Genomic DNA, 20,735 nt, shown 5'->3' with positions numbered 1-20,735 from the left:
CAGGCGATCAGGGGACCAGCACCACCCGACCGACAGCCTGGCGGCTTTCGATATAGGCGTGGGCGGCGGCGGCGTCCGACAGGGAGAACTCCTTGTCGATGATCACTTCCAGCTCGCCCTTGGCGGCGTCCTCGATCAGTTGCTGGATGTTGTCGTGCACCCGGTCGGTGCCGATCTCTGCGCCCAGGAAGACCCCGGACAGCGCACGGTTGCCGCCCATCATGGAGCCGACATCGACCACCATGGGCTCGCGGCCCGCGGCGCCGACCATGGAGACCCGACCCCGATAGGCGAGCGCGTTGATCGAGCCCTGCAGGGTCGAGCCGCCGACGGAATCGACGACCACGTCGACCCCCTTGTTGTCGGTCAGGCGCTTGGCCTCCTTGGCCACGTCGTCGCGGGTGTAGTTGATGCCGTGGTCGAGGCCGAGACGCTTCAGCTTCTCGAGACGTTCGTCAGACGAGGCGGTGGCCAGGATCAGGCCCGCGCCGGCCCGCTTGGCCAGCTGGATGGCGGCCACGCCCACGCCTGAGGCGCCGGCCTGGACCAGGACGGTCTCGCCCTTCTTCATGCGGCCAAACTCGAACAGGCAGTCATGGGCCGTGCCGAAGGTCACCGGAATGGCGGCGGCCTTGCGCACATCGAAGCCGTCGGGGATGGGCCAGCAGTTGCGCGCCGGCACCGAGCGCAGCTCAGCGTGGCTGCCCCAGTTGTTCACCGTGGCGACCTTCTGGCCGACCTTCACATTGGTGACCTGGTCGCCGATCTCGATGATCTCGCCGGCGGCCTGATAGCCGACCACATGCGGATTGGTCATCAGCGGGCCGCGCCAGCGGTTCAGGGTGTCGCCGCCTTCGATGGCGATGGCCTCGACCCGGATGATAACGCCCTTGGGATGGCAGGTGGGGTCCGGGATTTCCTCATATTTCAGGACCTCGGGACCGCCGTTCTCGTAATAGACCGCAGCCTTCATCTCGCATCTCCCTAATCACTTAAAACATGTGTTTGACGAGCCTTCCCATGGGTCGGGACGGATCGCAAGCCGTGGGCGTCGACCCCACGGGCGACTCTAGTCCGTTTGGATCATGCGGCGGGAGGTCGCAGGGGTCAGGTTGGCGCAACAACCGCTTCCGTCCTCAAACCAGGCCATTCCCCCATGCGCCCCCCCATGCGCCACGGATCGACGGGCTTGACCGCCATGGCGGTCGCCCTCCTCGCCCTCGCGGGCTCCGCCTTCGCCCAGGCCGATCCGTTCGGCGCCCTCTATGGGCCTCCGCCCGGGGCCCCGCCGGCCAAGGACGCTTCGTCGGGACGAACAGGCTCGACCTCGATCAGCGGGGCGGTGGGCCGCAGCTATGTGGGGGCGCAGGCCGGCGGTCAGGTCAGTCTGGCGCAGCTGGACATGATGCCCGACATGGCGCCGCCCCTGCCGGTCGCCTTGCAGGGCCACGCGACCCGCTACCTCGCCAATCGGCCGAAGATCGCCATTCCCGGCTACAGCCTGGCCTTCGTCCAGGGCGCCAGCGCCAGCGCGTTCGGTGGCGGCGCCGGGCTCGACACCAGCCAGCGCCGGACCCAGATCGCCACCCGACTGGTCGGTCTGACGGACGAGATGGCCCGGGATCTGGCCGACATGGCCTATGCTGACCTGGTCGCCCAACTTGAGGCCGCGGGCTTTGAGGTGATCGATCCCGCCCAGTTGCAGTCTTCCGACCAGGTGCGGGGCCTCGCCCGCCACGGGGACGCGTTCGGCGGCAAAGGCATCATCGACAGTCGGGCCACCAAGGCGTGGATTGTCTATGGCCCCAGGTCCCTTGCGCCCATCAAGGGCTATGCCTTCGAGACCGGTATGGGGGCGATCGCAGCCTCGGGCGCCTTGATGAGCTTTGGCCGGGCCAGCCGTGACCTGGACGCCGTCATCATCGTGCCGCGCCTGCTGATCGACTACATCGACATGGAGAGCACAGGGCAGAGAACCTACAGCGGCTCGGCCTCGGTGGACGCTGAGTTGCGCTTCGGCATCAACCCGACTTCCCGGATCGACTTTGTGTGGGGCAATAATGGCGGTGGCGCCATGCCCGGCTGGTTCACCACCAAGGGCGCCTTTACCCCCCAGCCCTTCGGAATCCTGGCCCAGACGGCCGATCGGTCGGACTCCATCGCCACGCACAACGCCCTGGTGACCATCGGCTTTGGGTCGATCTACCGCCAGAGCCTTGTCTACGACGCCGAGATCTCACCCAAGCGCTACGCCGCCCTGAGCCGGGCGGCCGTCCAGGGATTCAATGCGGCCCTGGTGACCGAAATCCGCAAGGCGCGCGGCCAGTGACCTCTTCCGTCCCTTCCCTTGCAATGGAGACTTGAACCATGAAGCGTTTGCTTTGCGCCACGGCCGCCCTGGTGCTGGCCGCCACCGGCGCGGTCGCCCAGACCACCGAAGCCGCCCCGCCGCCCGCGGCGGAAGCTCAGCCCCTGGCCGCCCATCCCGCCGCCGAAGCGCCAGCCGCGGCTCCGACAGCGCCCCTCGCCCCGGTGGTCGACCCCAATGTCTATCAGGTGCTTCGCTCTGGCGACCGGGCCATGAGCTGTGAACAGATCGGCGCGGAGGCCAATACGCTGAACGCGCAGCTGATGGCCGAGCAGGCCGAAGCCGCCAAGCAGGCCCAGCGCGCCAAGCAAGGTCGGGGTATGGCCGGCGGTCTGGCCAGCGGCGTCCTGGGCGGCGCGGCCCGATACGGGCTGGCCCGCGGCATGGTGGGTGGGGCCTTCAGCCCCTTCGCCGCCCAGGCCCTGAGCGCGGTGGCGGACTCCAGCTCCCAGGCTGTGGGTCAAGCGGTCGCCGCAGGCGGTGAAGTCGCGGCGCCGAGCGTGTCGCCCCAACAACAGCGGATGAACCACCTGCTTGGTCTCTACCGCGAAAAGGCCTGTTAGGAGCGTCCCTACCCCTGTGGGGGCGTCGGCCGGGCTTGGGGGAGTTCCGGTCTCATCCTGACGGAGAGAGCGCAGTCCTTGGCTGCGCTCTCGTTCGTTTCGGGCGCCTCTCATGGACATGCCCGCCATGGCGGGCGATCCTCGCCGGAAAGACAGAACACGGCTGGGGAGACTTCCATGAGCAAGGCGCTGGTGTTGGGCGGCGGCGGTCCGGTGGGGATCGCCTGGGAATCGGGATTGATCGCAGGCCTCGCCCAGGCGGGCGTCGACCTCGGCGTCGCAGATTTCATTCTCGGCACCTCAGCGGGGTCGTTTGTCGGCGCGAGGCTGGCGCTTGGCGACCCGGCCGGTGACCTTGCGGCCCCGATCCTGGCCGAAGCGGACCGGCCCCGCCCGGCGCCGGTCAAGACCGACACAGGCCCACGCGCCGCGCCGGACATGACGCCGCTGATGAAGATGATGCAGGAGGCCCGCTCCGGCGCCCGCCCGGCCGAATCCGTGCGCGCCGATATCGGCGCCTTCGCACTGGCCGCCGAGACGGTGGATGAGGCGGCCTTCATCGCCTCCTTTGGACGTTCCTTCGCCGGCCTCGCCGAGGACGCCTGGCCCGAGCGCGGCTTCGCCTGCACCGCAGTGGACGCCCTGACGGGCGCGTTTCAACTCTGGACGAGCGAGTCAGGCGTTGGCGTGACGCGGGCGGTCGCCTCGTCCTGCTCGGTGCCAGGGGTCTATCCCCCTGTGACCCTGAAGGGACGGCGCTATATCGACGGCGGCATGCGCTCGTCGCTCAACGCCGACATGGCCAAGGGCCATGATCTGGTGGTCCTCGTCCAGGTGCGCGGCGGGGCGTCCGCCGGGCCGGCGGCCGAGGCCATGGCGAGGCAGCTGGACGAGGAGATCGCTGCGCTCAACGCCTCGGGCGCGCAGGTGGTCCTGATCAGCCCTGACGCCGGCAGCGCCGGGGCCATGGGCGTCAACCTGATGAACTTCGCCCGCCGACCCGACGCCGTCCGCGCAGGTCTTGAGCAGGGCCGCGCCGAGGCCGCCCGGATCGCCACAGTGTGGAACTGACCTGCTAGCCTTCCCTTAGGGCGTCCTTCCTAGAAGGCGGGAATTACTGCGGCCTCCCCGCCGCGCCTGCATTCATTTGAGGGACTTTCCATGGACGCCGCCGCGCCCGTGCGCCTGCACGATTTTGATGAGGCCCTGCCGCTCAGCCCCGCCGGTCCCCGGCTCTGGGACTCCCGGATCGACAAGCGCTACTGGAACATGATCGGCCCCTGGGGCGGCTGGACGGCGGCCCTGCTGCTGAAGGCGGTCCTTGCCGAGGGCGATCACGGGGGTACGCCGGTGGCCATGACGGTCAACCTGATGGGCGGCCTCGATGAGTCGCCGCTCAGCCTGTCCACGCGCCCCGCGAGACAGGGGAAGTCGGTGGAATTCTGGACCTCCGAGCTGATCCAGAACAAGGCCGCGGTGGCCATGGCCATGGTGACCCTCGGTCAAAGGCGCGAGACGTTCTCGACCCACGAGGCGAGCTTTCCCGAGGGTGTGACCGCGCCGGAAGCGATCGCGGGCGTGCCCGGCCGGCCCGGCTTCTTCACCGCCATGTTCGAGACCCGTCAGGTCTCGGGGTCGGCTCCCCTGCAGGCCAATGACGACAGCCTGACGACGACCTGGGTTCGTGACCACCAGGCGCGGCCGCTGGACTATCCGCTGCTGGCGGGCCTGGCTGACGTGTTCGCCCCGCGCATCTTCTATCGCAGCCCAGAGCGCCGCCCGGCCTCGACGGTGAGCATGAGCGTCTATTTCCACGCCACGCCGGCCGAACTGGCGGCGGTGGGGGGCGACTTCGTTCTGGCGCACGCCCAGGCGCGGCGCTTCGAAAGCGGCTTCTTCGACCAGCACGGCGCGCTCTGGTCCCGCGACGGCGTCCTGCTGGCGACCACCGAACAGCTCTGCTGGTTCAAATAGGGGCGATCACTCACCCACCCCTCGTCATTCTCGGCCTTGTGCCGAGAATCCCTCGAGACGCTCGCGCCTGCCCTCGACAGGGATGCTCGCCACTAGGGCGAGCATGACGGCAGGCCGGGCCTCAGGCCTTTCGGACCTGGTCGGCGAAGTCAGGCGCGAGGCGGCCGACGGCGTTGCGGGTGTCGATCACCAGGGGCACGACCCGGGTCAGGGTCGCATAGTCCACCATGTCGTGATCGGTGCAGATGACGGCGCAGTCATAGGTCGCCAGCGCGGCTTCGTCCCAGCCTATGGAGGCCATGCCGGCCACCTCGGGATGCTCGCCATTGTCGGGCGCCACCGGGATGTGCGGGTCGTAGTAGTCGACCAGGCCGCCCCGTTCGCGCAGCAGGCGGATCACATGCAGCGACGGACTCTCGCGCATGTCGTCGACGTTTTTCTTGTAGGCCAGCCCCACCACCAGGATGCGCGCGCCGTTCACCGCCTTGCCCTCGCGGCTGGACAGCGACTCGGCCACGGCCTCCACCACCCGGCGGGGCAGGGCGGCGACCACGTCGCCAGCCAATTCGATGAATCGGGTCGCCTCTCCGTGCGCCCGGGCCTTCCAGGTCAGGTAGAAGGGATCGATGGCGATGCAGTGCCCGCCGAGCCCCGGCCCCGGATAGAAGGGCATATAGCCAAAGGGCTTGGTCTTGGCCGCATCGATCACCTCCCAGATGTCGATGCCCATGCTCTCGAAGACGACCTTCAGCTCGTTCACCAGGGCGATATTGACCAGCCGGAAGATGTTCTCGGTCAGCTTGACCGCCTCGGCCGTCTTCAGGTCGCTGACCGGCACCACCTGGGTCAGGGGCGAATAGACCGCGATGGCCATCCGCCGCTCAGCCTCGGTGTCGGCGCCCACCACCTTGGGGATGGTGGTGGCCCCGAAATCGATATTGCCGGGGTCCTCGCGCTCGGGGCTGTAGGCGATGGCGAAGTCGATCCCGGACTTCAGGCCGGAGGCGGCCTCCAGGATCGGCCGGATCAGCTCCTCGCTGGTGCCGGGATAGGTGGTCGATTCCAGCACCACCAGCTGACCCTGGCGCAGATGACGCGAGATGGTGGTCGCGCAGTCGGCCACATAGGACAGGTCAGGCTCACGGTGGACATTGAGCGGCGTCGGCACGCACATCAGTAGGGCGTCGACGTGGGCCAGGCGGGCCTCATCGGTGGTCGCCTCCAGGCGTCCCGTCGCGGCCATGGCCGCCACCCGGTCGTCAGAGATGTGCTTGATATAGCTGCGGCCTGAGTTGAGGGCTTCGATCTTGGCGGCGTCTGGATCATAGGCCAGGACCCGGAAGCCCTTGCCGATGAAGCCTTCGGACAGCGGCAGGCCGACATAGCCCATGCCGATGACGCCGATCACCAGATCCCGCGACTCGGCGCGGGCCTCGAAGGCCTCGGCCATTTGATCCGGGGTCGGACGATCTCCTGTGGCGCCGGCGCCGCTCATGCGTTGCGACCGGCGAAGGCTCGGATGGCGGCGATGATCTGTTCCTGCACGTCGGGCTCCAGATAGGGATGCATGGGCAGGCTGATGACCCGCTCGGCGGCAGCCATCGTCACCGGCAATCCGCCGGGTCCCACCGGATATCCAGAATAGACCCCCTGCTTGTGAATCGGGATCGGATAGTAGACGGCGGTGGGGATTTCGGCGGCCTTCAGATAGGCGGCCAAGCCGTCCCGGGCGTCGGTCTCGATGGTGTACTGGGCCCAGACCGAGATCCCGCCCTCGATCACCCGGGGCGTGCGCACGACGTCGGACAGTCCCTCGGCATATCGGTCGGCGACGCGGTTTCGGGCCGCGATCTCGTCAGCGAAGATGGAGAGCTTCTGCAGCAGGACGGCGGCCTGGACCGTGTCCATCCGGGCGTTCATGCCGATCCGCATGTTCAGATATTTGGGATCGTGGTCGAAGGTTCGCCCTTCAAGGTCCGACTTCACCGCCTGGCCATGCACCCGCAGGGAGACCAGGATGTCGTGGAGACGGGCGTCCTTGCACAGCACCGCCCCGCCGTCGCCGTAGCAGCCCAGCGGCTTGGCGGGAAAGAAGCTGGTGGTGGCGACGTCGGCCCAGTGCAGCGGGTGATGGCCACCCAGGGTGCAGCCGAACCCTTGCGCGGAATCGGCGATGAGCTTCAGCCCATGCTTCTGGCAGACCGCGCTGATCGCCGGATAGTCGGCGGGCTGGCCAAACAGGTCGACGGCGATCACCGCCCGGGGCGTCAGCTTGCCTTCTGCCTTCACCGCGGCGATGGCGGCGTCCAGATGGGCGGCGTCCATGTTGTAGGTGTCGGGCAATATGTCCACGAAGACCGGCGAGGCGCCGACCAGGGGCACGACCTCGGCTGTGGCCGCAAAGGTGAAGGAGGGGCAGAAGACCGCGTCCCCGGGCCCGATTCCCCAGGCCATCAGCGGCAGGATCAGCGCCTCGGTGCCGGAGCCGCAGGACAGCACATGCGGCGCCTGACCGAAGGCGCCGAGGGCGGCTTCGAAGGCCGCCACCTGCGGGCCCATGACATAGGCGCCCGAGCGCACCACCTCGAGGATGGCGGCCTCCAGGGGCTCGCCGAGGCGCAGGCGCTGGGCCTGCAGGTCGATGAAGGGGATCGGCATGGCGGCTACTCGTGGGGTCGTTAAGGCGGCGGTACATGCCACGGCCCCGGAGGTCACGCCAAACACGGATGTTTTCGCAAGATTTCGCCGCGCCGGAACCGGTCCCGGCGCGGCGACGCGATCAGATCTGTCGGGCGCGGCCTTCCCAATAGGGGGCGCGGACCTTGTTGCGCTGAATCTTGCCGGCCTCGCTGCGGGGCAGCTCGGTGACGAAGTCCAGGCTACGGGGGACCTTGAAGCCGGGCAGGGCCTTGCGGGCGAAGTCGAGGATTTCGTGGGCCAGTTCGTCGCTCGCCTCATAGCCCTCATTGAGCATGATGACCGCCTTGACCTGTTCGCCCCATTCGGGATGCGGGATGCCGACGGTGGAGGAATCGGCCACGGCTGGATGCTTGATCAGCTCGTTGTCGATCTCCTGCGGATAGACGTTCACGCCGCCGGAGATGATGGTTTCGGCGCTGCGGCCGGTGAGGAACAGATAGTCGTCCTCATCGAAATAGCCGACGTCGCCCATGGTGAAGAACTCGCCCACCCGGGAGGCCTGGGTCTTGGCCTCGTCCTTGTAGTACTGGAACCCGCCGCCGGGGGGCAGCTGGTGATAGATGGTGCCGGGCACGCCGTTGGGGCAGTCGTTGCCCTGTTCGTCGATGATGCGGACCTGCAGCAGGGCCGGGCGCTTGCCGACGCTGCCCGGCTTCTGCAGCCATTCGTCGGAATTGATGGTGAAGCCCGCGCCGCCTTCGGAGCCGGCATAGTATTCGCTGAGCACCGGGCCGAACCACTCGATCATGGCCTGCTTGACCTCGGGCGGGCAGGGCGCTGCGCCGTGGACGATGTAGCGCACATGGTCCACGGGGTACTTGGCCTTCACCTCGGCGGGCAGGTCCAGCAGGCGCTGGAACATGATCGGCACCATGTGCAGGTGGGTGACCTTCTGCTCGCTGATATTGCGCAGGACAGTTTCAGAGTCCCACTTGTCCATGAAGATCAGGGTCGAACCGGTGCCCATGGCCGCCCGCACGTCAAAGGCCAGAGGGGCGGCGTGATAGGCCGGGCCGGCGCAAAGCTGGATCGAGGTGTCATCATAGCCGCGGCCGGCCAGGATGCTGACCGGGGTGACCACCGGCGCGGGGCGGAAGACGCCCTTCGGACGCCCGGTGGTGCCCGAGGTGTACATCATCTGATTGCCCAGAATGGGGTCGGGAATGTCCGACCCGTCCAGCGGCCCCAGCGCGGTGTCATAGTCGACGAAGCCGTCGATATCCCCGCCCACCGACAGCTTCAGCGTCAGGTGCGGGCAATGGGTCGCCACCTCGCCGATCACCGCCACCCGGACGTCGCCGACCAGGACCTTGGCCTCGCAATCGTTGATGATATAGGCGATTTCGTCGGCGTTGAGGTGCCAGTTAACCGGGGTGATGCGCACGCCGGCGCGCATGGTGGCGGCCAGGACCTCGATGAATTCAGCCCGGTTCGAGCAGACCAGCGCCAGGCTGTCGCCGGGCTGGACTCCATGTTGACGGAAGAGGCGCGCGAGCCGGTTGGCGTTGGCGTTGACCTCGGCGAAGGTCCGCGACTTGCCATAGGCGTCGACCACGGCGGTCTTGTCGGGCTGGACGTCGGCCCACACGGCCATGGTCATGCCATTGACTGCGGCTTCGTCCAGCCGGTTGTCCAGGCCCACGCGCTCTTTCAAATCTTCCATCAAATTCCTCCCGGCGTCTGCTGACCGGGAGTCCCGGGCGCAGGGCGCGTCTGATTATCGTTGGGGGACGGCGTGGCTCCGGGGGGATCGGGCGAAATATGCCCGACCGCCGCCTGGGCCGTCCTTGGCCGCACAATGACAGCGGAATTCCGCAACGACAACGGCCGCCCAATCCGAACAAGGGTCGGATCGGGCGGCCGGGGGAAGGTCTAGAAGGTGCGTTCAGCCCAGCGGGTGACGAAGTAGCCGGCGGTGGCTGAGGCGCCGGTCAGGAAGGTGCCCCAGGCGATGTCGGCCAGGGTGATGTGTGTCGCCCACACCTTGAGCGTCGCCTGGTTGGTCAGGTCATAGGTGGCGTAGCAGAGGAAGCCGAGGATCGCCCCGGTGGTCAGGGCCTGGGTCCATCCGCCGTCGCGGACCGCCGGGCTGACCGCGAGGATCATGATGCCGGCGATATAGATCAGATAGAAGGCGATCGCCGGACCCAGGGCGAACTGATCGGCCAGCACCTCATCGAGGGTCGGACGATAGAGCTTTGGTCCCACCGTGGTCAGCCAGACCGCGTCGATGAGGGCGAAGGCCAGACCCGCGCCCAGATAGCCGATGACGTATTTCAGCATGGCGAGCTCCTTCAGAGGGCCGGCTTGAGACGATAGTGGCTGACGCCCCATTCCGCGCCGCCCCGGTGGCCGAACAGGCCCGCCGTGGCCAGGAAGAACAGCCGCCAGCGCCGCCGCCACAGCGGGGCGGCGTCACCATAGACCTCCCGAAGCACGTCGCGAATGGCCGCGTCGTTTCGGTCGAAATTGGCCAGCCAGTCCAGGGCGGTGCGCTCATAGTGGCGGCCCGACCAGCGCCAGTCGGCCTCGACCTCGAACAGGTCGGGGAACTGGCTCATCAGCCCATGGCTGGGCATGACCCCGCCGGAGAAGAAGTGCTGGCCGATCCAGTCCGACTCGTCCTCCAGTTCAAACCGGTAGGGGGTGGTGCGATGGGTGAACACATGGATGAAGGCCCGGCCGTCCGGCTTCAGCCAGCCGCGCACCTGGGTCAGCAGGGCCCGCCAGTTGGCCATGTGCTCGAACATCTCCACCGAGACCACCCGGTCGAACTGGCCCGGTGCGGAAAAGGTGTTCATATCGGCGGTCAGCACCGTGACATTGGTCAGGCCGGCCGCCCGGGCCTGCTCGCGAATATATTCGCCCTGGCTGGCCGAGTTGGACACCGCGGTGATCCGGGCCCGGGGCAGGGCGCGGGCCATCCACAGGGTGAGGGATCCCCAGCCGCAGCCAAGCTCCAGAATCTCCTGGCCGTCCTGAAGACCGGCGTGATCGGCGGTCTCCGACAGGGCGTTCTCCTCCGCCGAGGCGAGGTCGGCGACGCCGGGATCGTAGAGGCTGCTGGAGTATTTGAGCTGCGGCCCAAGCACCTTCTGGAAGAAGGCCGCGGGCAGTTCGTAGTGCTGATCATTGGCCGCGGCGGCGTGTTCGGCGATAGGGCGTTCGCTCATTTCGCGGGCGAACTTCGCCTCGGCGTCAGGGCCTGCCTTGCCCAGTTGCCGCCGGGCGTTGGCGACCAGCAGCTCGATGGCCGCCCGTCGCATGAGGTCGGGCGCCGGGGCCCCTTCAAAGGCCTGGATGGCCGAACCGATAAAGCTCATCGAGGCGGTGTTCCTTCTGTATTCCGGGCTGTATTCCGGGCTGCATTGCGGGCTGTTCTGCGACGCCGCCGCGCCGCGCCGGTCCATGTTCGACCATCTGGTTACGCGAGACCGGAGAGTTCGGATGCGTCGGCCTGGGGCTGCATCCGCCCTGTCACTCGCCCCGTAATGCTTGAGGTCGGCGCCGGTGGGGCGGCGGTCTGACCAAATCAACAGCAGTCAAGGAGTTCCCGTGGGCGCAGACAACAGTTCCAGGCCGTTGCGGATCGCCGTGGTCGGGGGGGGCGTCTCCGGCCTCTCGGCGGCCTGGCTGCTGGGCGCAAAGCACAAGGTGACCCTGTTCGAGGGCGACAGCCGGCTGGGCGGCCACGCCAACACCGTCGAGGCGCCTGGTGGCCCCGATGGGATCGTCGCCGTCGATACGGGCTTCATTGTCTATAACGAGGAAAACTATCCCAATTTCACGGCCCTGCTGGCCCACCTGGGCGTCTCGACCCTGGACGCTGACATGGCGCTCAGCGTCTCCCTGGATGACGGCGCCTTCGAGTACTCCTCACAGTCCCTGTTCGCTCAGAAGCGCAATGTCTTCAGCGCCCGCTATTGGGGGATGCTGCGGGACGTCACCCGCTTCTATCGCCATGGCCCCCGGGACCTTGCGGCCCTGGAGGCTCCTCTCACCAGCCTCGACGACTATCTGAAGCAGAAGGGCTACTGCCAGGCCTTCCGGGACGACCACCTGCTGCCCCAGGCTGCGGCGATCTGGTCGACGCCGCTGGGCGCCATCGGCGCCTATCCGGCCGCGGCCCTGATCCGCTTCTTCCAGAACCACGGCATGATGAGCGTCTTCGGGCGAGGGCTGTGGCGGACTGTGGAGGGGGGCAGCCGCACCTATGTGTCGCGTCTGGCCGCGGCCTTCCAGGGGGAGGTCCGCTCAGGCGTCCGGGTGGTCGGCGTTCGCCGTGAGGCTGGCGGCGTCGATATCCGGCTGGCCAATGGCCAGGTCGAGCGGTTCGACGAGGTGGTGATCGCGACCCACGGCGATCAGGCCCTGGCCCTCCTGGAGGATCCGGGCGCGGAGGAGACCCGCCTGTTGTCGGCCTTTCGCTACAGCCGCAACCTCACTGTCCTTCACACAGACCCCGCCCTGATGCCGAAGCGCCGCGCGGCCTGGACCGCCTGGAATCACCTCGGCCGTCGCGGCGCGCCGGAGGAGGGCTGCGTCACCTACTGGATGAACAAGCTGCAGAGCCTGCCGTCCAAGCCTGAGCTCTTCGTCACCCTCAACCCGAACCGGGAGATCGCGCCGGAGGCGGTGATCCGCACCGAGGTCTATGAGCATCCCCTGTTCGACGCCGGCGCCCTGGCCGCCCAGGACGAGCTGTGGTCCCTCCAAGGCGCCAACCGGACCTGGTTCTGCGGATCGTATTTCGGCCACGGCTTCCATGAGGACGGGCTGCAGTCGGGGCTGGCGGTGGCCGAGCAGCTCGGCGGCGTGCGCCGGCCCTGGTCGGTGGACGGCGAATCCGGGCGAATCCGCCTGCGCCCGGTCCCCACCGCAGCCCCGGCCGAGGCCGCCGCGTGAGCCCGTCCGCCTCGGGCCTCTATCCGGGGCTGGTCCTCCACGCCCGGACGCGTCCCAAGGCGCATAGCCTGCGCTACCGCATCTTCATGTTGCTGGTGGACCTCGATGAAGCCCCGGCCCTGGGCCGGGGCCTTCGCCTCTTCGGGTTCGACGCCCCCGGTCTGTTCAGCTTCCAGAGCCGGGACCATGGGGATGGCACGGCTCGTCCCCTCAAGACCCAGGTGGAGGCCCACCTGGCGCAGGCGGGGCTTGAGACGGGGGGCCCCATCCGCCTGCTCTGCATGCCCCGGGTGCTGGGGGGGGTGTTCAATCCGTTGAGCGTCTTCTTCTGCCACCGCGCCGACGGCGGCCTCAGCGCCATCCTCTATGAGGTGAACAACACCTTCGGCGACCGGCACAGCTATCTGATCCCAGCCCCGGCCATAGAGGGCGAAACCCTGCGCCAAGCCATCGACAAGGGGTTCTATGTCTCGCCCTTCATGGACATGGACCTGACCTACGCCTTCACCATCCGCCCCCCAGGCGAGAAGGTGGCGGTCAGCATCGAGGTGTCCGACGGGGAGGGGCCCCTGCTGTCGGCCGGCTTCGCCGGCGGCCGGCGACCCCTGACCGATCGCGCCCTGTTGACGGCGTGGCTCACCCACCCCTGGATGACCCTCGGGGTCATGGGCGCCATCCATTGGGAAGCCCTCAAGATCTGGCTGAAGGGCGGGCGATTGCGGCCGCGACCCAGGCCGCCGACTATGGCGGTGACCGTGGCTCCCAGGGCGCGGCCCCTGTCCGCCTGAGGCCAAGGTTGTCTGGTCGATCCCGGTCCCGAGACCCGGACGGATGTCACGCAGATGGACTAATTGGCGGCGGCGTCAAAAGACGGTGGCGCGACCCCTGGTGGCGCCGCATGATGGCGTCATACCAAGATTGGACATTTTCAGATGAGTGATTCACGCCCCTCCCCCAGGGATGCGGCGGCGGATTCTGTGTCGATTGACGTCTCGGCCATGCCCCGAGTGCTGCGCAGAATCATGGGATTGGCCCTGCGCTATCCGGGTCTGGTCGCCCTGGCCGTCGGTTGCTCCATCGGGGCGGCCCTGTTCAGCCTCACCCTGCCGCGTCTGTTTGGCCAGGCGGTGGATCAGGCTCACCTGCTGCTGGCGGGCGGGAGCGCCAGCGCCGACGATGTGCAGCGCGCCCTGATCAACACAGCCCTGCTTGTTCTGGGCGCGGCCAGCCTGCGCGGACTGCTCACCGGCTATGGGGGCTATGTGGCCGAGAAGGTCAGCCAGAAGGTGGCCTATGACCTGCGGCTGTCCTTCTTCCAGCAGCTCCAGCGCCTGTCCTTCGGCTTCCATGACAAGATCCATTCCGGCGACCTGGTGACCCGCGGCATGCTCGACCTGGAAGGCACGAGAGCCTTCATCCAGGGCGGGATGATGCAGACCCTGACCCTGGTCATGCTGCTGTCGGTCTCGGCCTTCATGATGTTCTCCACCGACGTCACCATGGCCTTCCTGGCCCTGGCCTTCGTGCCCATCGCCGGCTGGTTCCTGGCGCGGATGGGCTTTCTCTTGCGGGTGACCTGGCTGCGGGTCCAGCAGCTGATGTCGGTCCTGACGCTCACCATGGAGGAGAATCTCCAGGGCATCCGGGTGGTGCGCGCCTTCTCGGCCAAGGCCTTTGAGATGGGCAAGTTCGACGTCGCCGCCGACAACGCCCTGCAATACTCGTTCAAGCGCATCACCCTGCGTTTTCGGGCGATCACCGCCATGACGCTCAGCTATTACGGCTCCATGGCGATGCTGCTCTGGTACGGCGGCCACCAGGTGATCGCCGGCGCCATGTCGGTGGGGCGGCTCACCGAATTCCTCACCTATATGACCCTGCTGCAGGCCCCGATCCGGCAGATCGCCATGATCTTCGCCTCGGCGGCCCGGGCCACCTCATCGGGCGGTCGGGTGTTCGAGGTCCTCGATCTGGCGCCCGAGATCGCCGACGCGCCCGGCGCCCGGCCCCTGGCGCCCACGCAAGGAATCCTGCGCTTCGAGCATGTGGACTTCTCCTATGACGAGGGCCGGCCGGTGCTGAGCGACGTCAGCTTCGAAGTCCGCCCGGGCCAGACCCTGGGGGTCGTCGGCGCGCCGGGCAGCGGCAAGTCGACCATCGCCAACCTGATCCCCCGCTTCTACGACGTGAGCGGCGGCCGCATCACCATCGATGGTCAGGACATCCGCGAGGTCAGCCTGGCCACTCTGCGGGAATATATCGGTCTGGTGCAGCAGGAGGCCTTCTTGTTCGACACCACGGTGACCAACAATGTCGCCTATGCCGATCCCTGGGCCGAGGAGGACCGCATCGTCGGCGCCGCCCGCACCGCCCAATTGCACGACTATATCGCCGGCCTGCCGGTCGGCTACACGACCCGGGTGGGTGAGCGCGGCGTGGCCCTGTCCGGGGGCCAGCGCCAGCGGATGTCCATCGCCCGGGGCGTGGTGCCGGGGCCGGGCGTCATGATTTTCGATGACTCGACCGCCGCCATTGACGCCGTCACTGAGCGCAAGGTCCGGGACGCCCTGGCCAGCGCCACCGAGACCAAGGCCACGGTGATCATCGCCCATCGCCTGTCCTCCCTGATGCACGCCGACCAGATCATCGTGCTGGACGAGGGCCGGGTGGTCGAACGCGGCGACCATCGCAGCCTGGTCGCCGCCGGCGGCGTCTATGCCGAGCTCTACGCCCTGCAGACCCGGGCCGATGGGGGGGGGCTGTCCGAGGACCTGGCGCCCGAGGCGTCAGCAGAGGCCCCCGCCGCCAGCCAGACCGAAGGGGTGCGGGCATGAGCGATTTCGTCTTCGACCGCGGGACCGACGTCGCCTCTCAGACCCCCCGCAAGCCCCGGGCCACCCTCGGCAGCGATGACGCCGAAGAGATTTTCGCCTCGATCAACCCCAAGATCCTGGGCCGGTTCATCCCGTTCCTCAAACCCCACAAGACCTTCGTCATCGGCGCACAGATCGCCGTGCTGATCTCGGCGGCCACGGCCATCGCCATTCCCTACATGATCGGCCAGGCGGTGAACGCCGCGGTTGGCGGCGGCGACAATGCGCGGCTGGACCAGATCATCGCCATCTTCGTCGGCGTGGTGATCCTGAACGCCGGCGCCTTCTTCCTCGAACAGTGGATGAGTTCGCGGCTGGCCCAGCGGGTCATCTTCGACGTCCGCCGCGCCATGTTCAGCCACTTCCAGGACGTATCCCTGTCCTTCATGGACAAGACCCATGTGGGTCGGATCATGGCCAGGCTGCAAGGCGACGTGAACGCCCTGCAGGAGTTCCTGGAGAGCACCACCGGCGCGGTCGGCGACATCGCCCTGCTGATCGGCATCACGGTCGCCCTGCTCAGCATGGACCTGCAGCTTGGCCTTCTGACCTTGACGGTGATCCCCGCCCTGATCGTCGTCCGCGCCATCTGGCTGCCCTTCTCCAAGAAGACGTTCCGGGAAGCGCGCGACGCCTCCTCCACCGCCAACAGCGCGCTGGCCGAGAACATCCAGGGGGTTCGCACGGTGCAGGAGAGCCGCCGCGAGGCGATGAACTTCAAGCTCTATGAGGAGAAGGCCCGGGAAAACATGGCCGCCCAGAACGGCTCGGCGGCCATGACCCAGGTGATGGTCCCCACGGTCGATGTCCTGACCGGGCTGGCCATGGGCATCGTCATCGTGGTTGGCGGCAATGCGGTGCTGGGGGGCCGGCTGGACGTCGGCGTCATGGTCGCCTTCATCTTCTATGTGCAGCGGTTCTTCGACCCGGTCCGCATGCTGTCGATGCAATACACCATCATGCAGCGGGCCATGGCCGCGGGGCACCGGATCTTCGAGGTGCTCGATGTGCCGGTGACCATCGTCGACAAGCCCGACGCCGAACCCCTGGCGAACTTCGCGCCCACCGTCGAATTCCGCAATGTCACCTTCGGCTATGACCCCGCCCGCCCCGTGCTGCACGATGTGAGCTTCGAGGTTCAGCCCCGTCAGGTGGTGGCGCTGGTGGGCCCCACGGGCTCGGGCAAGACCAGCATCATCGCGCTCGCCCACCGCTTCTACGAGGTGGACCAGGGCCAGGTGCTGATCGGCGGGCGCGACGTCCGCGACGTGACGCTGGAATCCCTGGGCCGCAATATCGGCATGGTGCTGCAGGAGCCCTTCCTGTTCAGCGGCACCATCGAGGAGAACATCCGCTACAATACCTCAGGCGCCACCCGCGAGGATGTGATCTCGGCGGCCAGGTCGGTCTCGGCCCATGACTTCATCATGCGTCTGCCCGAGGGTTACGACACCCAGCTCGGCCAGCGGGGACGCAACATCTCCCTTGGACAGCGGCAGTTGCTGTCCTTCGCCCGGGCCCTGGTCGCCGATCCGCAGATCCTGATCCTCGACGAGGCCACGGCCAATATCGACTCCTTCACCGAACAGGCGATCCAGAAGGCGCTGAAGGTGCTGTTTGCGGGGCGGACCTGCATCGTCATCGCCCACCGGCTGGCGACCATCCGCGACGCTGACAAGATTATCGTCCTCCAGCAGGGTCACATCCTGGAGCAGGGGCCCCACGACGTGCTGATGGCCAACCAGGGTCTCTATTCCCGGCTCTACACCTCAGCCCACGCCTCCTTCGACGACGCCCAGGTGGCCGCCACGGGCGACGCCGAATTCGCGACGAGGACGTAGAGGCGAATGGGTCAGGGGGCGAGCGCGGCCCTTGCCGCCGCGCCGGGCCCCGGCCTCGCCTCGACGTCGCGGGCGGTGACGGGGTCGCCGCATTCGGAACAGACCTGGACGGCGTGGAAGTCGCAGCCGCAGCCCTTGTGCCGACGCAGGATCGGGGGCCCGCTCGCACCGGCATAGTGGCGGTCGCCCCAGTCAACGATGGCCATGATCACCGGATGCAGGTCGAGGCCCTTGGCGGTCAGGCGGTATTCGTGACGCACCGGCCGGTCCTGATAGGGCCTGCGCTCCAGCACGCCTTCGGCCACCAGCAGGTTCAGCCGTTCGGTGACGATGCTGCGCGAAATGCCCAGACGGGCCTGAAAGGTCTCGAACCGGCGGACGCCCAGGAAGACGTCGCGCAGGATCATCAGGGTCCAGCGGTCGCCGATCACCGCCAGGGATCGGGCCACCGAACAGGGCTCCCGGGCCAGCTCATCCCATTTCATCGGCGGCGACCTCCTGCTGCCCGCCGATAATGCGATTGACTCCGTTCAAATTCAATACGAACCTGAGTTCGAATTTTGAACGGAGGGGTCCATGGCAGACGAACCCAAAGGCGCCTGCGTGGTCATCGGCGCCGGTGACGGCGTCGGCGGGGCGATCGCCAAGGCTTTCGCGGCCGAAGGCCTGATCGCCTGCGTGACCCGGCGGCCCCGCCACGAGGATCAGCTCCAGGCCTTGGCGGACGAGATCCTCGCGGCCGGCGGGCAGGCCCGGGCCTACGGCGTCGACGCCCGGGAAGAGGCCGAGATGGCCGCCCTGTTCGACCGCATCGAGGCCGAGGTGGGCCCCATCGAGGTGGTGGTGTTCAACATCGGGGCCAATGTCCGTTTCCCCATCCTGGAGACCACCAGCCGGGTCTTCACCAAGGTCTGGGAGATGGCCTGTTTCGCGGGCTTCCTGACCGGCCGTGAGGCCGCGCGCGTGATGCTGCCCCGGGGCCGAGGCACGATCCTGTTCACCGGCGCCACGGCGTCAGTACGGGGCCGGGAAGGCTTTGCCGCCTTCGCAGCCGCCAAGCATGGCCTGCGAGCCGTCGCCCAGAGCCTGGCCCGCGAACTGGCGCCCCAGGGGGTCCATGTGGCCCACGTGGTGGTCGACGGCGCCATCGACGGGGTCTTCAGCCGCGCCAACATGCCCGACATCGAACAGCGCCTGGTCGAGGATCGGGTCCTCAAGCCCGCCGATATCGCCGCCACCTATGTGGCCCTTCATCGCCAGGCCCGCTCGGCCTGGACCCATGAGCTCGATCTTCGTCCGTGGTCGGAGAGTTGGTGAGCAAGGAGAGACGCCCGATGGCCGCCACCCTGGAATTCCTGTTCGATTTCGGCAGTCCCAACGCCTACCTGTCCTGGCGCGCCCTGCCGGCGATCCTGGCGCGCACCGGCGCTGTGGTGAAGGTGACGCCGGTGCTGCTGGGCGGTCTCTTCAAGCTGACCTCCAACCGCTCGCCCATGGAGGCCTTCGCCGAGGTCAAGGGCAAGCTCGCCTATGAGAACCTGGAGACGCGGCGCTTTGTGGCCCGCCACGGGCTGACCGCCTTCCAGATGAATCCGCACTTTCCGGTCAACACGCTGCTGATCATGCGTGGCCTGGTCGCCGCCCGGCGGGCCGGTGTCGAAACGCCCTATATCGAAGCGGTGCTGGTCGCCATGTGGGAGCAGGGGCGCAAGATGGATGATCCGGCGGTAGTCGCCGAGGTGCTCACCGCCGCCGGGCTTGACGCCCAAGGGCTGCTGGAGGCCACACAGGACCCGGCCGTGAAAGCCGAGCTGATGGCGGGCACGGAGGCCGCCGCCGCCCGTGGCGCCTTTGGGATCCCCACCTTCTTCGTGGGCCAGGAGATGTTCTTCGGCAAGGATCGCCTGGGCCAGGTCGAGGAGGCTTTGGCGGCCTGACGCGCGCGGCGCCCATTGCGCAGGATCAAGGCGCAGCCCACATTCGCGCCGAAACTGCGCCATCACCACTTCGGAGCGCCCGCCTTGTCCAGACTGTTCGCCCGCCTCGCCCGCGCCGCCGTCCTGATCGCCGTTCCGCTGGCGCTCGCCGGCTGCGGCATCAACACCATTCCCACCAAGGACGAGCGGGCCAAGGCCGCCTGGGCCGAGGTGCAGAACCAGTACCAGCGCCGTTCGGACCTGATCCCCAACCTGGTCTCCACCGTCCAGGGCTTCGCCGCCCAGGAGCGCGAGGTCCTGGTGGCCGTCACCGAGGCGCGGGCCTCGGCGACCCAGGTCCAGGTCAACGCCGACACCATCACCGATCCGGCCCAGTTCGAGCGCTTCGCCCAGGCGCAGAACCAGCTGTCAGGGGTGCTGGGCCGACTGATGATGATCCAGGAGCGCTATCCGGAGCTGAAGTCCAACCAGAACTTCCTGGCCCTGCAGAGCCAGCTGGAAGGCACCGAAAACCGGATCGCCATCGCCCGGCGCGACTACAATGAGGCCGTGCGCGACTACAATACCGAGATCCGCACCTTCCCCGGCGCCATCTGGGCCAACACCGTCCATGGCTGGGCCGAGCCCATGCAGACCTTCGAAGCCACAGCCTCGGCCCAGACGGCGCCGACTGTGACCTTCGAGCAGCCGGCTGCTCCGGCCCCCGCGCCGGTTCCCGCGCCGCTGCCGGCGCCTGCGCCTGCGCCTGCCATTGAGCCTGCGCCCGCCCAATGAGGTCGTTCGGCGCCGCCTGCGCCCTGGCCTTCGGTCTCGTCCTGGCCTTGGCCGGGACGGGACAGGCCCAGACCGCGCCCAGCTTCCCGGCGTTGAGCGGCCGCGTGGTCGACGGCGCAAACATGCTCTCGCCCCAGACCGAGGCCCAGCTCACCGAGCAGCTCGCCGCCCTGGAGAGCGCCAGCGGCCGCCAGCTGGTGGTGGTCACCCTGCCCGATCTGCAGGGCTATGAGATCGAGGACTACGGCTATCAGCTCGGCCGCCACTGGGGGATCGGCGAGGCCGAGACCGATTCCGGCGCCCTGTTCATCGTCGCGCCGAACCAGCGCAAGGTCCGCATCGAGGTGGGCTACGGGCTGGAGCCGATCCTCACCGACGCCCTGTCCTCCACTATCCTCCAGGCTGTCGTCCTGCCGCAGTTTCGCGAGGGTGAGATGGAGGCCGGCGTCATCGCCGGCACGGGGGCGATCATTGATCAGCTGGCCCTGCCGGAAGACGAGGCCCTGGCCCGGGCCGCAGCCGCGGCTGAACAATCGCAAGGCGAAGAGGGCCTGATCGCCCCGATCATCTTCGTGCTGTTCATCGTCTTCTGGATCATCGGCGGCTTCATGGGCGCCTTTGGTCGCGGCCGTGGCCGCGGACGCCGGGGCTCCAGCCTCTGGTGGCTCCTGCCCCTGCTGATCTCCAGCAGCAGCGGCCGCGGCGGGGGCGGCTTCGGTGGCGGCGGCGGCTTCGGCGGGGGAGGTTTCTCCGGCGGCGGCGGCGGCTTCGGTGGCGGCGGATCCTCGGGGAGCTGGTGA

Annotated in this window: 19 protein-coding genes; 12 read left to right on the top strand and 7 right to left on the bottom strand. The window is 67.9% G+C overall.

From position 1 onward, the window contains the following. Positions 1-7 precede the first annotated feature (7 nt). Positions 8-973: a zinc-binding alcohol dehydrogenase family protein gene (locus tag Q8K84_RS09115; RefSeq protein ID WP_305282326.1), complete on the bottom strand. Its 966-nt coding sequence runs from the start codon at positions 971-973 to the stop codon at positions 8-10. 195 nt (positions 974-1,168) lie between these two features. On the opposite strand from Q8K84_RS09115, the gene Q8K84_RS09110 reads away from it, so the two are divergent. From Q8K84_RS09110 to Q8K84_RS09095, 4 genes are all read left to right on the top strand, one after another. Next, positions 1,169-2,329: a hypothetical protein gene (locus tag Q8K84_RS09110; RefSeq protein WP_305282324.1), complete on the top strand. Its 1,161-nt coding sequence runs from the start codon at positions 1,169-1,171 to the stop codon at positions 2,327-2,329. Between the two features lie 38 nt (positions 2,330-2,367). Further along, entirely contained in the window at positions 2,368-2,931 is a 564-nt protein-coding gene (locus Q8K84_RS09105; RefSeq protein ID WP_305282323.1) for a hypothetical protein, read from the top strand. A gap of 177 nt (positions 2,932-3,108) precedes the next feature. Beyond that, positions 3,109-4,002 (top strand): patatin-like phospholipase family protein, encoded by an 894-nt coding sequence (locus Q8K84_RS09100; protein WP_305282322.1) that lies wholly within the window; start codon positions 3,109-3,111, stop codon positions 4,000-4,002. A gap of 90 nt (positions 4,003-4,092) precedes the next feature. Further along, positions 4,093-4,905 carry a thioesterase family protein gene (locus Q8K84_RS09095; protein WP_305282321.1) on the top strand — a complete coding sequence of 271 codons (813 nt, stop codon included), beginning with the start codon at positions 4,093-4,095 and terminating at the stop codon, positions 4,903-4,905. Positions 4,906-5,026: 121 nt separating this feature from the next. Here the strand turns inward: Q8K84_RS09095 and Q8K84_RS09090 are convergent, their stop codons facing one another. The 5 genes from Q8K84_RS09090 to Q8K84_RS09070 all read right to left on the bottom strand — a co-directional run bounded on the left by Q8K84_RS09090 (position 5,027) and on the right by Q8K84_RS09070 (position 10,928). Then, positions 5,027-6,355 carry a nucleotide sugar dehydrogenase gene (locus tag Q8K84_RS09090; RefSeq protein ID WP_305282320.1) on the bottom strand — a complete coding sequence of 443 codons (1,329 nt, stop codon included), beginning with the start codon at positions 6,353-6,355 and terminating at the stop codon, positions 5,027-5,029. A 41-nt stretch (positions 6,356-6,396) separates the two neighbouring features. Then, positions 6,397-7,563 carry a DegT/DnrJ/EryC1/StrS aminotransferase family protein gene (locus tag Q8K84_RS09085; protein WP_305282319.1) on the bottom strand — a complete coding sequence of 389 codons (1,167 nt, stop codon included), beginning with the start codon at positions 7,561-7,563 and terminating at the stop codon, positions 6,397-6,399. Positions 7,564-7,684: 121 nt separating this feature from the next. Beyond that, a complete protein-coding gene (locus Q8K84_RS09080; protein WP_305282318.1) occupies positions 7,685-9,268 on the bottom strand; it encodes an AMP-binding protein in 1,584 nt (527 codons plus the stop codon). Between the two features lie 209 nt (positions 9,269-9,477). Then, on the bottom strand, positions 9,478-9,888 hold the full coding sequence (locus Q8K84_RS09075; RefSeq protein WP_305282317.1) for a DUF2177 family protein: 411 nt from the start codon (positions 9,886-9,888) through the stop codon (positions 9,478-9,480). An 11-nt stretch (positions 9,889-9,899) separates the two neighbouring features. After that, the gene (locus Q8K84_RS09070) at positions 9,900-10,928 is read right to left on the bottom strand and encodes a cyclopropane-fatty-acyl-phospholipid synthase family protein (RefSeq protein ID WP_305282474.1); all 1,029 of its coding nucleotides are present in this window, start codon (positions 10,926-10,928) and stop codon (positions 9,900-9,902) included. Positions 10,929-11,160: 232 nt separating this feature from the next. Between Q8K84_RS09070 and Q8K84_RS09065 the strand changes: the two genes are divergently transcribed. From Q8K84_RS09065 to Q8K84_RS09050, 4 genes are all read left to right on the top strand, one after another. Next, on the top strand, positions 11,161-12,510 hold the full coding sequence (locus Q8K84_RS09065; protein WP_305282316.1) for an NAD(P)/FAD-dependent oxidoreductase: 1,350 nt from the start codon (positions 11,161-11,163) through the stop codon (positions 12,508-12,510). Then, the gene (locus Q8K84_RS09060; protein WP_305282315.1) at positions 12,507-13,298 is read left to right on the top strand and encodes a DUF1365 domain-containing protein; all 792 of its coding nucleotides are present in this window, start codon (positions 12,507-12,509) and stop codon (positions 13,296-13,298) included. Before Q8K84_RS09065 ends, Q8K84_RS09060 begins: the two co-directional genes overlap by 4 nt. A 144-nt stretch (positions 13,299-13,442) precedes the next feature. Further along, positions 13,443-15,344 carry an ABC transporter ATP-binding protein gene (locus Q8K84_RS09055; RefSeq protein ID WP_305282314.1) on the top strand — a complete coding sequence of 634 codons (1,902 nt, stop codon included), beginning with the start codon at positions 13,443-13,445 and terminating at the stop codon, positions 15,342-15,344. Further along, a complete protein-coding gene (locus tag Q8K84_RS09050; RefSeq protein WP_305282312.1) occupies positions 15,341-17,224 on the top strand; it encodes an ABC transporter ATP-binding protein in 1,884 nt (627 codons plus the stop codon). The genes Q8K84_RS09055 and Q8K84_RS09050 overlap by 4 nt, the downstream gene beginning before the upstream one ends. Before the next feature lie 11 nt (positions 17,225-17,235). Here Q8K84_RS09050 and Q8K84_RS09045 read toward each other — a convergent pair whose 3' ends face one another. Next, complete coding sequence (locus Q8K84_RS09045; protein ID WP_305282311.1) at positions 17,236-17,709, bottom strand: helix-turn-helix domain-containing protein; 474 nt, start codon at positions 17,707-17,709, stop codon at positions 17,236-17,238. 91 nt (positions 17,710-17,800) lie between these two features. On the opposite strand from Q8K84_RS09045, the gene Q8K84_RS09040 reads away from it, so the two are divergent. From Q8K84_RS09040 to Q8K84_RS09025, 4 genes are all read left to right on the top strand, one after another. Beyond that, positions 17,801-18,541: an SDR family oxidoreductase gene (locus Q8K84_RS09040; RefSeq protein ID WP_305282309.1), complete on the top strand. Its 741-nt coding sequence runs from the start codon at positions 17,801-17,803 to the stop codon at positions 18,539-18,541. 17 nt (positions 18,542-18,558) lie between these two features. After that, positions 18,559-19,161, top strand: a complete 603-nt coding sequence (locus tag Q8K84_RS09035; protein WP_305282308.1) for a 2-hydroxychromene-2-carboxylate isomerase — start codon at positions 18,559-18,561, stop codon at positions 19,159-19,161. Positions 19,162-19,245: 84 nt separating this feature from the next. Then, complete coding sequence (locus tag Q8K84_RS09030; RefSeq protein WP_305282307.1) at positions 19,246-19,935, top strand: LemA family protein; 690 nt, start codon at positions 19,246-19,248, stop codon at positions 19,933-19,935. Then, positions 19,932-20,735: a YgcG family protein gene (locus Q8K84_RS09025; RefSeq protein ID WP_305282306.1), complete on the top strand. Its 804-nt coding sequence runs from the start codon at positions 19,932-19,934 to the stop codon at positions 20,733-20,735. The genes Q8K84_RS09030 and Q8K84_RS09025 overlap by 4 nt, the downstream gene beginning before the upstream one ends.

The organism is Phenylobacterium sp. (assembly GCF_030679875.1).
In the GTDB taxonomy this organism is placed as follows: domain Bacteria; phylum Pseudomonadota; class Alphaproteobacteria; order Caulobacterales; family Caulobacteraceae; genus Phenylobacterium.
The sequence above is the reverse complement of the archived record's forward strand: the minus strand, read 5'-3'. Positions and strand labels throughout refer to the sequence as shown.

Excerpts from the sequence above, each read along its gene's own strand:
- Q8K84_RS09115 (WP_305282326.1), bottom strand. The coding sequence starts at position 973 with ATGAAGGCTGCGGTCTATTACGAGAACGGCGGTCCCGAGGTCCTGAAA.
- Q8K84_RS09110 (WP_305282324.1), top strand. The coding sequence starts at position 1,169 with ATGCGCCACGGATCGACGGGCTTGACCGCCATGGCGGTCGCCCTCCTC.
- Q8K84_RS09105 (WP_305282323.1), top strand. The coding sequence starts at position 2,368 with ATGAAGCGTTTGCTTTGCGCCACGGCCGCCCTGGTGCTGGCCGCCACC.
- Q8K84_RS09100 (WP_305282322.1), top strand. The coding sequence starts at position 3,109 with ATGAGCAAGGCGCTGGTGTTGGGCGGCGGCGGTCCGGTGGGGATCGCC.
- Q8K84_RS09095 (WP_305282321.1), top strand. The coding sequence starts at position 4,093 with ATGGACGCCGCCGCGCCCGTGCGCCTGCACGATTTTGATGAGGCCCTG.
- Q8K84_RS09090 (WP_305282320.1), bottom strand. The coding sequence starts at position 6,355 with ATGGCCGAGGCCTTCGAGGCCCGCGCCGAGTCGCGGGATCTGGTGATC.
- Q8K84_RS09085 (WP_305282319.1), bottom strand. The coding sequence starts at position 7,563 with ATGCCGATCCCCTTCATCGACCTGCAGGCCCAGCGCCTGCGCCTCGGC.
- Q8K84_RS09080 (WP_305282318.1), bottom strand. The coding sequence starts at position 9,268 with ATGGAAGATTTGAAAGAGCGCGTGGGCCTGGACAACCGGCTGGACGAA.
- Q8K84_RS09075 (WP_305282317.1), bottom strand. The coding sequence starts at position 9,888 with ATGCTGAAATACGTCATCGGCTATCTGGGCGCGGGTCTGGCCTTCGCC.
- Q8K84_RS09070 (WP_305282474.1), bottom strand. The coding sequence starts at position 10,928 with ATGAGCTTTATCGGTTCGGCCATCCAGGCCTTTGAAGGGGCCCCGGCG.
- Q8K84_RS09055 (WP_305282314.1), top strand. The coding sequence starts at position 13,443 with ATGAGTGATTCACGCCCCTCCCCCAGGGATGCGGCGGCGGATTCTGTG.
- Q8K84_RS09050 (WP_305282312.1), top strand. The coding sequence starts at position 15,341 with ATGAGCGATTTCGTCTTCGACCGCGGGACCGACGTCGCCTCTCAGACC.
- Q8K84_RS09045 (WP_305282311.1), bottom strand. The coding sequence starts at position 17,709 with ATGAAATGGGATGAGCTGGCCCGGGAGCCCTGTTCGGTGGCCCGATCC.
- Q8K84_RS09040 (WP_305282309.1), top strand. The coding sequence starts at position 17,801 with ATGGCAGACGAACCCAAAGGCGCCTGCGTGGTCATCGGCGCCGGTGAC.
- Q8K84_RS09035 (WP_305282308.1), top strand. The coding sequence starts at position 18,559 with ATGGCCGCCACCCTGGAATTCCTGTTCGATTTCGGCAGTCCCAACGCC.
- Q8K84_RS09025 (WP_305282306.1), top strand. The coding sequence starts at position 19,932 with ATGAGGTCGTTCGGCGCCGCCTGCGCCCTGGCCTTCGGTCTCGTCCTG.